Origin of the sequence: Aminobacter sp. NyZ550, from assembly GCF_025628925.2 — a bacterium.
In the GTDB taxonomy this organism is placed as follows: Bacteria; Pseudomonadota; Alphaproteobacteria; order Rhizobiales; family Rhizobiaceae; genus Aminobacter; species Aminobacter ciceronei.
Window position 1 is genome coordinate 859,392 of record NZ_CP114190.1, and the last position, 12,666, is coordinate 872,057.

Sequence of the window (12,666 nt, forward strand, 5' to 3'; positions counted from 1 at the left end):
GATCGACATGGCGACCAGCGCCGTGGCGCGGGATGTCGTTTTTGCCTTGCGTCAGAAGATAGCCAAGATCGAGGGAACACTGGCTGAGAGGCTGGTCTCGCCTGCCGACGGCCAGCCGGTCGCGGGGCTGCTGGTCCGCCGCAACGGCCACGCCTCGGCGCGTGACTTCTTCCTGCCGACCGGTGTCGAGCGGCTCGACGAGGTGCTTGGCGGCGGCCTGCCGAAGGCGGCGCTGACCGAGATCCATGGCACCGAAACCCGCAATGCGGGGGCTGCCGCGGGGCTGGCGCTGGCGCTCGTCAGCGGCATGCTGAAGGAGCGGTCGCGGCCCAGCGACCTGGTGCTGTGGGTCGGTACCACAGAGATGTTCCGCGAGGCAGGGTTGCCCTACGCACCGGGCCTCGCCAGCTTCTTCGGCATACCGGCCGAAAGCCTGCTGCTTGCCGAGGCGCCGAAGGCCGCCGACGTGCTGTGGATCGCCGAAGAAGCAGCCCGCATCGAGGAGATAGCAGCCGTCGTCGTCGAATTGCGCGGCAACCCGCGCATTGTCGACCTCACGGCGACGCGGCGCCTGCACCGCCGGGCACAGGACAGTGGCCGGCCCGTCCTCCTGCTGCGCCAGTCGGCCGAGCCGGAACCAACGGCAGCCCCCGTCCGGCTGGTCGTCTCGCCGGCGCCGGCCACCTTGCGGCAAACGCTTCTCGGGCCGCTGGCCGGTTCGATCGCAGCTCCCGCCTTCGCTGTCGAGATTGGCAAGAGCCGCACGGCTCTTCCCGGCAGCTTCATTCTGGAATGGAACCTCGATGCACGCACCCTCGCAGAACGAAGCCCAGAGAATCGTATCGCTGTGGTTTCCCCATCTCGCGGCCGAACGCATCCTCCGGCGCAGGCTGGGGCGGTCCTGGCGTTCAAGCCCGCAGCCGTTGAAGCCGCTGGTAACAAGCCACCGCGAGAACAACACCCAGCGCATCGCCGGCCTCGACGCACGGGCTGAGGCGCTTCGCTTGAAGCCGGGCATGGGCATCGCCGAGGCGCGCGCCATGCACCCCGACATCGATGTCGTCGAAGCCGATCCCGAGGCCGACCGCCGGTTGCTCGAAGGACTTGCCGACTGGTGCGACCGCTACACGCCGCTTGTCGCGATCGACGGTGAAAACGGACTGTTCCTGGACATTTCAGGCTGCGCTCACCTCTTCGGCGGCGAAAAGGCGTTGCTTGCCGATCTGATGGCGCGGTTTTTCCACCAGGGTTTCGACGTGCGCGCCGGTCTTGCCTCGACGCCTGGTGCTGCATGGGCAACGGCACGTTTTGCCACGGGTCAAATCCTGGCCCCGGGCAACGAACGCAAATTTCTCGCGCGCCTGCCGCTGTCGGCGCTGAGGATCGATGCCAGGACGAAGGCGAGCCTCGAAAGCGTCGGGCTGCGCAGCGTCGGCGCGATCATGGACGGGCCGCGCGCGCCACTTGTCCGTCGCTTCGGGGCAGAGCTCATCGAGCGCCTCGACCAGGCGTTGGGTCGGCTCGAGGAGGCGATCTCACCGCGTCTTCCTGTCGCCCCGCTTTCGGTTGAGCGCCATCTCGCCGACCCGCTGTCGCTCATCGACGACATCGAGCGGCTGATCGGCCTGCTTGCCGCCACCCTCAAGGTCGATCTCGAGCGCCGGGAAGAGGGCGTACGCGCGCTCGAACTGCTGCTGTTTAGGGTCGACGGCATGGTCAGCCGCATAACTGTCGGGGCCTCACGCCCCATCCGCGAGCCGGTACTGGTGCGCCGGCTGTTTCATGAGCGGCTGGCGGCACTCGGCGAGACAATCGATGCCGGCTACGGCTTCGACCTCGTGCGTCTCTCTGCCCTGTCGACGGCCCGCTTAGAGGCGCGCCAGGCCGATCTTGCCGGCGAGGTGGTGGAGGATGGCGGCGAAGAACTGGCGATCTTTGCCGATCGCATCAGTGCACGCCTTGGCGAAGCTGCGGTGCTCGAAGCGATCCCGGTCGAGAGCCATTTGCCGGAACGTGCCGCCCCCGCCCGGCCCTATGCCCAGGAAGAGGCCCGCAAGGACGGAGCCGAGCGTCCTGCCAGAGCGGCGCAGCAAGCTACCAGGCGGTTCCGGTTGCCCGACCGCCCCATTCGCCTGTTTCGGCAGCCCGAACCAATCGATGTTCCGGCGACCGAGATTCCCGATGGTCCGCCGCTCAATTTCCGCTGGCGCCGGGCGTTGCATCGCGTGGCGCGGGCGGAAGGGCCCGAGCGCATCGCGCCCGAATGGTGGCGCCAGGCGGCCGATGCGCCGACGCGCGACTATTACCGCATCGAGGACGCCGAGGGCCGCCGCTACTGGCTCTACCGGCAGGGCCTCTACAATGCGCAGGCGGTGCCGCGCTGGTTCCTGCACGGGGTCTTCGCATGAACATGGTCGTCGCTGCCAGCTATGCCGAATTCGGCATCCAGTCGAACTTCTCCTTTCTGCGCGGGGCTTCCGCTCCGGAAGAGCTGGTGATCGCGGCGAAATTCCTGGGGCTTTCGGCCATCGGCCTTGCAGATTGCAATACGGTGGCTGGTGTCGTCCGCGCGTGGAAGATGGCGGAGACGGAAGGGCTGGCCTACCACCCGGGATGCCGCCTGGTTTTCGCCGACGGTACGCCCGACATGCTCGCCTACCCCAGGGATCGCAAAGGTTGGGGACATCTGTGCCGCATGCTTACCCAGGCCAATGCCCGGGATGAGAGCGAAAAGGGTGCGCCGCTTCTCTATCGGGAAGATCTTTTCGAGTGGGGCGACCTGCTGTCGCTTGCCATCCTGCCCGACGTCGCGGTCGCCAGGGAAGATGACGTTGCGCTTCTGCGCAGTCTCAAGGAGCGCTTCGGCACTTCCTTGTGGCTCGCGGTCGCTCCGAATTTCGGTGGGGACGACCGCTTCAGGATCGAGCAGGCCGCTACCATGGCCGCCATGGCAGGCATACCGCTGATGGCGACCAATGATGCGCTCTACCATGCACCGGACCAGCGCCCGCTGCAGGATGTGCTGACGGCAATCCGCCTCAGCGTGCCTGTTGCCGAGGTCGGTTTCGAGCTCAAGGCGAATGCCGAACGCCACCTCAAGCCGCCTGTCGATATGGCAAGGTTTTTCCGCAACCACCCGGAGGCCCTGGCCGAGACGTTGCGCTTTGCCGAAAGCCTGCATTTCTCGCTGAGCGAGCTCAAATACAATTACCCCGACGAACCGACGGAATCCGGCCTCGAACCGCAGGCGGAATTGGAACGGCTGGCCTGGGAGGGTGCCAAAAAGCGCTACCCGGACGGCGTTTCGGAAAAGGTTCAGGGCATCATCCGGCATGAGCTCGACATCGTCGAAAAGCTCAATTACGCCCGCTATTTCCTCACCGTCCACGAGATTGTGAAGTTCGCCCGTTCGAGGGGCATCCTCTGCCAGGGGCGCGGCTCCGCTGCCAATTCTGTCATCTGCTTCTGCATCGGCATCACCGATGTCGGACCCGATATCGTCGATGTGCTGTTCGAGCGCTTCATTTCGGAGGAACGTGGCGAGCCGCCGGATATCGACGTCGACTTCGAGCACGAGCGGCGCAACGAGGTGATCGAATTCATCTACGAAAGATACAGCGCCAAGCGCACCGCGCTCGCGGCTTCCGTCGTCACCTATCGCGGTCGCTCGGCGCTGCGCGAAGTCGCCAAGGCGATGGGTCTGTCGGATGACGTCAGGGGCGCCATGTCCGGCTCGATCTGGGGTTGGTATTCGTCGGAACTGGGCGAGAAGGAAGCGACGGCCGGCGGCCTCGACAAGGCCGACCCGGTGACCCGGCATGTCATCGACCGCGCCAATGAGATCATGGGCTTTCCGCGCCATCTGTCCCAGCATGTCGGCGGTTTCGTCATCACCAGAGACCGGCTCGACGAGATCGTGCCGATCGTCAAGACGGCGATGGACGAGCGCAAGATGGTGGAATGGGACAAGGACGACCTCGACGCCGTCGGCATCTTGAAGGTCGATGTTCTGGCGCTGGGCATGCTGACCTGCCTGCGCAAGGCCTTCAACCTGCTTGAGGCGCATTACGACGAGCGTGACCGACATGGCCGTCCGTTCGAGCTGGCGACGCTGCCGCCGGAGGACCCCAAGGTCTATGACATGATCTGCCGGGCCGACACGCTCGGCGTCTTCCAGATCGAGAGCCGGGCGCAGATGTCGATGCTGCCGCGGCTGAGGCCACGCAAATTCTACGATCTTGTCATCGAAGTGGCGATCGTCCGTCCCGGCCCGATCCAGGGCGACATGGTGCATCCCTATCTCAGGCGCCGACAGGGCAAGGAAGCGCACGGCTTTCCCAAACCGGAGCTTGAGGACATCCTGGGCAAGACCCTGGGCGTGCCGTTGTTCCAGGAGCAGGCAATGAAGATCGCTATCGTCGCCGGCGGCTTCACGCCCGGCGAGGCCGACCAGCTCAGGCGCGCGATGGCGACTTTCAAGCGCACCGGCACGATCGGCAATTACCGCGACCGCATGATCCAGGGAATGGTCGACAGGGGCTACCAGCGCGACTTCGCCGAGCGTTGCTTCAAGCAGATCGAGGGTTTTGGCGAGTACGGTTTTCCCGAGAGCCATGCCGCGGCCTTCGCATTGCTCGTTTACGCCTCATGCTGGTTCAAGGCCTATTATCCAGACGTGTTCTGCGCGGCGATCCTGAATGCGCAGCCGATGGGCTTCTACCGGCCGGCACAGCTGGTGCGCGATGCACAGGATCACGGCGTCGAAATTCGCCAGATCGACGTCAACCATTCCGTCTGGGACTGTACGCTCGAGCGTTCGGGCTTCGACCCAAAACGCATCCAGCAACGCCACGCCGAAATGCGGGATGTCATCAGGACCAGCCATGCCGTCCGGCTCGGCTTCCGCCAGATCAAGGGGCTGAGCAAAGCCAGGATGGAGCAGTTTGCTGCGCGGCGTGGCAAGGGCTACGTCTCGGTGCGCGATGTCTGGCTGCGCTCTGGGCTCGATGTCGGCGAGATCGAGCTTCTCGCCCAGGCGGACGCCTTCCGCTCCATCGGCGTCGACAGGCGGGCGGGGCTGTGGGCGGTGCGGGCACTCGATGGCAAGAGTGCCGCCGAGATGCTGCCGCTGTTCGACCGTCCCGAAGTGCAACTGGGCGACAACGAACCAGAAACACACTTGCCGTCAATGCCGCTCGGCGAACATGTCATTCACGACTACCGCTCGCTCGGCCTGTCGCTGAAGGCGCATCCGGTGGCCTTCCTCAGGCACCATCTCGACCGTGCCGGCATTACACCCAATGCCTGGCTCGGTGATGTACCCGACGGGCGGCGGGTCTCCGTCGCCGGGCTGGTGCTGGTTCGCCAGCGACCGGGCAAAGGCAATGCCATCTTCCTCACGCTGGAAGACGAGCATTCGATCGCCAACATCGTCGTCTGGGCACGTGTCTTCGAGCGCTTCCGGCCTGTCATCATGGGATCGAAGTTCATCCGCGTCACCGGCAAGCTGCAGAAGGAATCCGGTGTCATCCATATCGTTGCCGACAATATGGAGGACTGGACGCATTGGCTGGCGACGATGTCGGAGGAACTGCAGGCAACTGCCGACCAAAGCAACCGGCCGATTGCGGAGGGACGGGCCAGTTCCGCCGACAAGGCCGCACGTGACCCGCGCATGCTGCAGAGCTACGAAACGCTGGCCCGCAAGGCGAGCAACGTCATGCCCAAGGGCCGCAACTTTCAATAGCGGATGGAGGGGTGGAAGAGCGCAGGCAAATGGCGAACCGTGCCGGGCGGCAAGGCGTATCCGTCGATCATTCACTTGCGATGTATCGGCCGGCGGCGTGCCGACGGGAAGCACGTCCGCGCGTGGTAAAGCTGGCGGGCAAATCTCTCTCGAGGTGCCGGGCGAAGCGTTCATTGTGTGATGTGGAATCGGCCGCAGCAGGGCGCGCAATCTTGTCCCGGGTTCGAAGGGCAAGGAAGGTCGCGTATCAGGTGCTCGGGCCGGGTTCCCGGTCGCCGATCTGCCGTGCCTCGGAGGGCAGCATGACGGGAATGCCGTCGCGCACGGGGTAAGCCAGCTTTGCCAGCCTGGAGACCAGTTCACCGCGTTCGGCATCCCACTTCAGCGGCCCCTTGGTCAGCGGGCAAGCCAAAAGTTCAAGCAGCTTGACGTCGATGTCGCGTTTGTTGGTCTCGACCATTTCCGGCTCTCCGGCAGCGTTGCCTATTGCAGGATCGATCCGAAATCCTCGTTTTCGCGAGCCAGCGCCATTTCGGTGATCGCGATCAGCGTCTCGGCGCGGGTCTTGAGATCGGGAGCTTCGAGAAGTGCCTGCTTTTCGGCAGCGCCATAGGGCGCCATCATCGACAGCGCGTTGACCAGTATGGCGTTGTCGGCGCGGCTGACGCTCTCCCAGTCGGCCTCGAGTTCGTTGGCCTGGAGGTAAGTGCGGAAGGCTTTGAGCAGTGCCGGCCGGTCGACTTCCGCGCCGGCCTTGTCCTCGCCGAGATCCGCCGCAAACGAGGTGATCCTGCACTGCCGGAACGGCGTCTTGACCACCAGCTCCTGGACGATACGGAAGCGGCAGACGCCTTGCAGCGAAATCAGGTAGCGGCCATCACCCGTCTCGGCGAGCGACGTGATGCGGCCAATGCAGCCGACCGGGCAGAGCGCCGGTTCGCCGTCCGGTCGCAGATTGCCGTCGAGCGAGGGCTGGATCATGCCGATCAGCCGCGAGCCGGCCATCGCGTCGTCGATCATCTGGAGGTAGCGCGGTTCGAAGATGTTGAGCGGCATGCGCCCACCCGGCAACAGCAAGGCCGCCGTCAGCGGGAACACCGCCAGTGTTGTCGGCAGATCGCTGTCGAGCCGGTAATGCGCGTTTCCTGCCTGCATCTTGTCCTCAGCTGCTACTCATCTGGGGTTGTTGCAACCAAACGCAAGGCCGCGGCGCTGCTCGATTACGAAAACAGCAGCGACGACAGCTTGCGACGCGTCGAAAGCGTCACCTCGTCGGTGAAGCCCCAGGCTTCGAAGAGCTTGAGCAATTGTGCCCGGGCGCCGTCGTCGTTCCAGGTCCGGTCCGCCTTGACGATGGCCAGCAGGTTGTCGGCAGCCTCGGTGCGCTGGCCCTTGGCGTTCTGGATCATGGCGAGATCGAAACGCGCCTGGTGATCGCCGGGATCCAGCGCCAGCCGGCGCTCGAGCTCGGCGGAATCGCCAAGCGCTGCCGCTTCTTCGGCAAGCGCCATCTTGGTGCGGACGGAAACCAGTGCCGCAGCGGATTTCTTGTCGTCGGGCGCGCGTGCCAGCACCTCGTTCGCGCCTTCTGCATCGCCTGCCTCGAACAGGATGTCGGCAAGCGCTGCGATGGCGTCGATATTGTCGGGCACCTGTTCGAGCACGGCATCATAGATCTGTACCGCAGTCTGCAGGTCGCCAGCTTCGCGCGCTTCGGCTGCTGCCGCAAGCGCCTCGGCGATCTGCGGCTGGCCGCCATCCTTGCCGGCGATCTTGTCGATGAAATCGCGGATCTGGCTTTCGGGCACTGCACCCATGAAGCCGTCCACCGGCTGGCCGTTCTTGAAGGCGATAACCGCGGGAATCGACTGGATGCCGAGCTGGCCGGCAATCGCCGGATGGTCGTCGATGTTCATCTTGACCAGCTTGACCCGCCCGCCGGCAGCCTGGACGACGCGCTCGATGACCGGAGTCAGCTGCTTGCACGGGCCGCACCAGGGTGCCCAGAAGTCGACCAGCACCGGCTGCTTGCGCGATTCCTGGATCACGTCGGCGCTGAAGGCCGCCGTCGTCGTGTCCTTGATGAGCTCGGCCACGGGGGCGGCAGGTGCGGTGCCAAACTGGACGTTGGTGGCGTACTGGCTGCCCATGCCGCCGAAGGGATTGCTTTCGTTGCTCATCTTCACTCTTCCGGTATTCGCTATCTTCTGCCGGCGACCTGGCCTGGCCGTCAGCCCACCATGTGGCGATCAGCCCGAGACTTTCAAGATAACAGCATCATGGCCGGTTGCCTCGACGAATCGCAGCAGGTCGGCATTGGCAATCGAGGTCGTCGCTTCGTTGGTCAGCGGGTGGGCGTTGATGACGGCGTTTTCCATCAGCGCGCTGTCGAGCACCAGCTTCACCCTGGCTGAGGTGTCGTTGATCAGCCCGAAGACCGTGACAGCACCGGGCACGACGCCGAGCAGCTCCATGAGCGCCTCGGGCTTGCCGAAGGAGACGCGGCTCGAGGCACCGATCAACTGGTGGATCTGCTTGAGGTCGACGCTTGCTTCCTCATCGACAGTGACCAGAAAGAAGTTGTCCTTCTTGTCCTTGAGGAAAAGGTTCTTGGTGTGCCCGCCTGATATGGTGCCGCGCAGCGCCTGCGAATCGGCGACGGTGTAGAGCGGGGGATGGTCGTGGGTGGTCACTGAAATGCCGAGCCCAGCCAGATAGGCGAGCAGTTCGGCGCGGGTCTTGGGTGTCATCGAGGCGGTCATCGCAGCTTCCGGGAATTGCCGTTGCGCGAGGTTTATGGGCAAAGCCGGCTTGCTGCACAAGTCCGGCATAGCGCTGACGCAGAGCTTCCCGAGGGGAATCATGGGATTTTCAGCCGCCGCGAAAAAAGTTCAAGACAGAGCGGTTTTTCCCTGTTGCATTCGCCGCGAGCTTCGGCCATATAGCAGCCGTTGCGGCGACGAGCCGCGGCGAGCGGGTGTAGCTCAGGGGTAGAGCACAACCTTGCCAAGGTTGGGGTCGAGCGTTCGAATCGCTTCACCCGCTCCAAATATCCCACGAAAAGGCCGCGGTTTCACCGCGGCCTTCGTCGTTTCTGGAAGGCGGTAAGACCGCGACGCTTCAATGCAGCTTGTCCTCGAAGCACGGTCGAATGGCTTGGTCCACGGCAAATGTCCGTATCGTCACCGCGGCCGCTGGATTCGCGTCAGGCGCTCGAAGCGCGACAGAATCATTAGCGCGGTTGCCGCGCGGCCGACCCAGAACCCAGCACAGCCTCTACAGGGCCCAACGTACAAGATAGCGTGCTGGCATGAGCCCTCGACAGACGCCAAGGCCAGTGGCGCCGAACGCCTTGCGGTCTGCTTGGCGAGGTTACGATCCCAGCTAGACGGCCGATGCCTTGGCGGCGCGCAACAGCATGCCGAACAGGTCTCGCGGCTCATCGGGGTCGGCCAAAAGGTCGAGTTCCTCGAACAGGCCGGTGTCGATCAGCTTGTCCCTGACGTAACGCAAAGCGGAAAAATCTTCGATGGCAAAGCCGACACTGTCGAACAGCGTGACCTGCGCGCTGGAGTTGCGGCCCTGCGCCTTGCCTGCCATGACCTGCCACAGCTCGATGACGGGGTGATCGGCAGCCAATTGCTGGATCTCGCCCTCGATGCGGGTCTGCGGCGGGAACTCGACGAAGATGTCGGAGCGCAGCAAGATATCCTTGTGCAGCTCGGTCTTGCCGGGGCAGTCGCCGCCGACCGCGTTGATGTGAACGCCTGATCCGACCATGTTGTCGGTCAGGATGGTCGCAAGCTGCTTGTCGGCGGTGACGGTGGTGATGATCTGGGCACCTTCCACCGCGTCCTGCGCATTGTCCGCAATGACGATGTCGAAGCCCATGCCGGCGAGGTTGGCCTGGCATTTCCGCGAGGCGGAGGCGTCGATGTCGTAGAGCCTGAGCTTGTTGACGCCAAGCAGCGCCTTGAACGCCACGGCCTGGAATTCCGACTGGGCGCCATTTCCGATGATGGCCATGGTGTCGGCGCCCTTGGGCGCGAGATATTTGGCTGCCACCGCCGAGGTGGCCGCGGTGCGCAGCGCCGTCAGGATGGTCATCTCGGTCAACAGCATCGGATAGCCGTTGCCGACATCGGCGAGCACGCCGAATGCGGTTACCGTCTGGCGGCCGTCGCGGGTGTTCTTGGGGTGGCCGTTGACGTATTTGAAGCCGTAGAGGTGGCCGTCACTCGTCGGCATCAGCTCGATGACGCCGTCATGACTGTGCGAGGCGATGCGCGGGGTCTTGTCGAATTGCTCCCAGCGCAGGAAGTCCTCTTCGATGTAGGCCGACATCTCGGTCAGGAAACGCTCGACGCCGACCGCCAGCACAAGCTTCATCATGTGGTCGACGCTGACGAAGGGAACGACATTCAGTTTTTCGGTCATGGTCAGTAACTCCTGGTCGGACGGTCCATGATGCGGCGGCCCATCAGGCTCGCCGTCAGGTCGACCATCAGCGTTGCGGTGCGGCCGCGTTCGTCGAGGAAGGGGTTCAGTTCGACAAGGTCGAGGCTGGTGACCAGGCCGCTGTCATGCAGCATTTCCATCACCAGATGTGCCTCGCGGAAGGTCGCGCCACCGGGCACCGTGGTGCCGACGGCGGGCGCGATCGCCGGATCGAGGAAGTCGACGTCGAAGCTGACATGCAGCATGCCGCCTTCGGCCGCCACACGCTCCAGGAAGGCGCGCAGCAGTGGCGCGATGCCATGCTCGTCGATGGCGCGCATGTCGTGGACGGTGACGCCCGCCTCGGCAAGCGCGACACGCTCGGCCGGGTCGACGCTGCGAATGCCCAGCGCGCAGATGCGCTCGGGGCTGACATTGGCCTGAAGCTTGGGAAAATAGCCCTGGAAACCGGACAGGCCGCTGGCATAGGCAAGCGGCACGCCGTGCAAATTGCCGCTGGTGGTGGTGTCGAGCGTGTGGAAATCCGGATGGGCGTCGAGCCAGAGCACGAACAGCGGCTTGCCGAGTTCGCCCGCGCGCCGGGCAATGCCGCTGACGGTGCCTGCCGACATGCTGTGATCGCCGCCGAGGAAGATCGGCATGGCGTCGGCGCTGATCTGGTAGGCCGCCTCGGCCAGGGCCGCCGTCCAGGCCGCGATCGCGGGCAGGGCTTTCAGCGCCTTGTTCGGGTGCTCCAGCGCCGGCCCCGGCACTGGCACGACTTGCCCCATGTCGGCAACGGAATGGCCAAGTTCGACAAGCGCCTCGACAAGGCCTGCGGTCCGGAGCGAGCTTGGTCCCATGTCGCAGCCCCTACGGTCGGTGCCTTCCTGAATGGGTGCGCCAATGATCCGGCAATGCATCTCGATGTCTCCTCGCCGGGCATGGCCCGGTATTGTTTTCTGTTTTCGCGCCAGCGGCCGTTTCATCCTGCGTTTTCGAACTGGCTCTTGCCAGGCAAGGACGGCGTCGACGCTCGAGCGCGCATGCACCACGGCATAATATGCCCCGAGCGTGGCGTCCACCGACGAGTACCGATGTCTGATTGGTGTCGGCGGGCCTCGATCGCGGCCTCGTCGATGCCGAAGCCAACCTGTCGCCATCGTCCGCGAACGTGATGCTGACCGCAGCCGCGCGATGGAAATGCAGGTGCTTCGGCAACTTTCGGTGCCGTCGTCATCCCGCGACCAGGATGTCGCTCAATTCTGCTCGCGCAGGGCGGCGGAGATGGCTTCGAGCCCGCCCCTGAGTTGCGCTTCGGTCGGCCAGCCGAAACCGACGCGGAAATAGGTTTTGGGCATTTCGAACCAGTGGCCGGGGCCGACATAGGCACCGTGCTTTTCGAGCAGGCCGTCGTAGAATCGGTCGAGGTCGAAATCGGGACCGACATTGATCCGGGGGAAGCCGACGACGCCGCCTTGCGGCCGGACCCAGTCGACGAGCGGCTCACGGTCGATCCATTGCTGGACGATGTCGCGCCGCGCCTGCATCTCGGGCATCAGCGCGCCGAGGAACTCGTCGCGGCGTTCCAGCATGGCACGTGCGATCGCCTCGTCGATGACGCTGCCGCAAATGCCGATCTGCTCCTTGGCGGCGAGAAACCGTTCGTAGAGCCCGGCGTCCTGGGTAACCAGCCAGCCGATGCGGATGCCGGGGATGCCATAGGCCTTGGACAGCGACGAGACGCTGATGGCGCGCGGGCTGAGCGAGGCGGCTGCAGGCAGGCGCTGGCCGTAGCTCAGGTCGCGATAGGTTTCGTCGACCAGCAGGTAACAGACGTGGCGCTCGGCAAGGGCGATCAGCCCGTCGAGATCGGCGCGGCTCATGATGGTGCCGGTCGGGTTATGCGGGCAGGTGACGCTGATGTAGCGCGTGTTGGGCCGCAGGGCAGCCGCCACTTCGGCAAGATCGACGGCGAAGCCGTTGTCGAAGTCGAGGTCGATGTAGCTGATGGCGCAGCCGATGGCGCGAGGCGTCTCGATATTGGTGGCGTAGTTGGGCCGCACCACCACGAGGTGATCCTTGTCCGACAGCAGGCTGGTGGCGATGATGAACAGCGCGCCGGCGGCGCCGGCGGTAACCAGCACATGGTCGGGAGAAAGCCCGGCATCCTGGCCGGCGATCAACTCGCGCAAGGCCTTGTCGCCGCGATGTTCACCGTAGAACAGCGTCAGGTCGGGCAGAGACAGGCCGATCTCGGACAGCTTCTGGTCGGCAATCGAGCTCTCCGAGAGATTGTAGCGAATACGGTCGTAGCCATATTCCTCCGGCGCTTCCTTTTCGATTACCATCCTGGCGTAGTTCATCTTCGCGCTCTCCCGTGCCACGGCATGCCACTGTGTCGGTGAGCAGTGTTAGTCAGGATCGCCACGGCAAGCCATCCTCCCAGGGGAGGAGGTTGCCGGCACATAAGGGGACGCAGC

General features: G+C 64.5%; 10 protein-coding genes and 1 tRNA gene. 4 read left to right on the top strand and 7 right to left on the bottom strand.

The features are described from left to right. The first annotated feature begins 7 nt into the window (after positions 1-7). Genes N7E70_RS04195 through N7E70_RS04205 form a run of 3 tightly spaced genes read left to right on the top strand, consistent with a single transcriptional unit; the run spans position 8 to position 5,746 of the window. The gene (locus N7E70_RS04195; RefSeq protein WP_263005619.1) at positions 8-994 is read left to right on the top strand and encodes an ImuA family protein; all 987 of its coding nucleotides are present in this window, start codon (positions 8-10) and stop codon (positions 992-994) included. Continuing rightward, positions 924-2,408 carry a Y-family DNA polymerase gene (locus N7E70_RS04200; protein ID WP_263005620.1) on the top strand — a complete coding sequence of 495 codons (1,485 nt, stop codon included), beginning with the start codon at positions 924-926 and terminating at the stop codon, positions 2,406-2,408. Before N7E70_RS04195 ends, N7E70_RS04200 begins: the two co-directional genes overlap by 71 nt. Then, entirely contained in the window at positions 2,405-5,746 is a 3,342-nt protein-coding gene (locus tag N7E70_RS04205) for an error-prone DNA polymerase (RefSeq protein WP_263005621.1), read from the top strand. Before N7E70_RS04200 ends, N7E70_RS04205 begins: the two co-directional genes overlap by 4 nt. Positions 5,747-5,993: 247 nt before the next feature. On the opposite strand, the gene N7E70_RS04210 is transcribed toward N7E70_RS04205, so the two are convergent. The 4 genes from N7E70_RS04210 to N7E70_RS04225 form a co-directional block, all read right to left on the bottom strand. Further along, positions 5,994-6,206: a Trm112 family protein gene (locus N7E70_RS04210; RefSeq protein ID WP_067955941.1), complete on the bottom strand. Its 213-nt coding sequence runs from the start codon at positions 6,204-6,206 to the stop codon at positions 5,994-5,996. A gap of 23 nt (positions 6,207-6,229) precedes the next feature. Then, entirely contained in the window at positions 6,230-6,901 is a 672-nt protein-coding gene (locus N7E70_RS04215) for an LON peptidase substrate-binding domain-containing protein (protein WP_263005622.1), read from the bottom strand. Between the two features lie 65 nt (positions 6,902-6,966). Further along, complete coding sequence (gene trxA, locus N7E70_RS04220; protein ID WP_263005623.1) at positions 6,967-7,926, bottom strand: thioredoxin; 960 nt, start codon at positions 7,924-7,926, stop codon at positions 6,967-6,969. Between the two features lie 69 nt (positions 7,927-7,995). Continuing rightward, positions 7,996-8,508 (bottom strand): prolyl-tRNA synthetase associated domain-containing protein, encoded by a 513-nt coding sequence (locus N7E70_RS04225; protein WP_169808296.1) that lies wholly within the window; start codon positions 8,506-8,508, stop codon positions 7,996-7,998. Between the two features lie 211 nt (positions 8,509-8,719). Here N7E70_RS04225 and N7E70_RS04230 point away from each other — a divergent pair. After that, a tRNA-Gly gene (locus tag N7E70_RS04230) sits at positions 8,720-8,794 on the top strand. Positions 8,795-9,130: 336 nt separating this feature from the next. On the opposite strand, the gene N7E70_RS04235 is transcribed toward N7E70_RS04230, so the two are convergent. The 3 genes from N7E70_RS04235 to N7E70_RS04245 all read right to left on the bottom strand — a co-directional run bounded on the left by N7E70_RS04235 (position 9,131) and on the right by N7E70_RS04245 (position 12,549). After that, the gene (locus tag N7E70_RS04235) at positions 9,131-10,183 is read right to left on the bottom strand and encodes an ornithine cyclodeaminase (protein WP_442866493.1); all 1,053 of its coding nucleotides are present in this window, start codon (positions 10,181-10,183) and stop codon (positions 9,131-9,133) included. A 2-nt stretch (positions 10,184-10,185) separates the two neighbouring features. Further along, the gene (gene rocF, locus N7E70_RS04240) at positions 10,186-11,106 is read right to left on the bottom strand and encodes an arginase (protein ID WP_182574040.1); all 921 of its coding nucleotides are present in this window, start codon (positions 11,104-11,106) and stop codon (positions 10,186-10,188) included. Between the two features lie 336 nt (positions 11,107-11,442). Then, positions 11,443-12,549 (bottom strand): aminotransferase class I/II-fold pyridoxal phosphate-dependent enzyme, encoded by a 1,107-nt coding sequence (locus N7E70_RS04245; protein ID WP_263005624.1) that lies wholly within the window; start codon positions 12,547-12,549, stop codon positions 11,443-11,445. Between the last annotated feature and the right edge of the window lie 117 nt (positions 12,550-12,666).

Coding starts and splice junctions, on each gene's coding strand:
- N7E70_RS04195 (WP_263005619.1), top strand. CDS start 8: ATGGCGACCAGCGCCGTGGCGCGGGATGTCGTTTTTGCCTTGCGTCAG.
- N7E70_RS04205 (WP_263005621.1), top strand. CDS start 2,405: ATGAACATGGTCGTCGCTGCCAGCTATGCCGAATTCGGCATCCAGTCG.
- N7E70_RS04210 (WP_067955941.1), bottom strand. CDS start 6,206: ATGGTCGAGACCAACAAACGCGACATCGACGTCAAGCTGCTTGAACTT.
- N7E70_RS04215 (WP_263005622.1), bottom strand. CDS start 6,901: ATGCAGGCAGGAAACGCGCATTACCGGCTCGACAGCGATCTGCCGACA.
- trxA (WP_263005623.1), bottom strand. CDS start 7,926: ATGAGCAACGAAAGCAATCCCTTCGGCGGCATGGGCAGCCAGTACGCC.
- N7E70_RS04225 (WP_169808296.1), bottom strand. CDS start 8,508: ATGACCGCCTCGATGACACCCAAGACCCGCGCCGAACTGCTCGCCTAT.
- N7E70_RS04235 (WP_442866493.1), bottom strand. CDS start 10,183: ATGACCGAAAAACTGAATGTCGTTCCCTTCGTCAGCGTCGACCACATG.
- rocF (WP_182574040.1), bottom strand. CDS start 11,106: ATGCATTGCCGGATCATTGGCGCACCCATTCAGGAAGGCACCGACCGT.
- N7E70_RS04245 (WP_263005624.1), bottom strand. CDS start 12,549: ATGAACTACGCCAGGATGGTAATCGAAAAGGAAGCGCCGGAGGAATAT.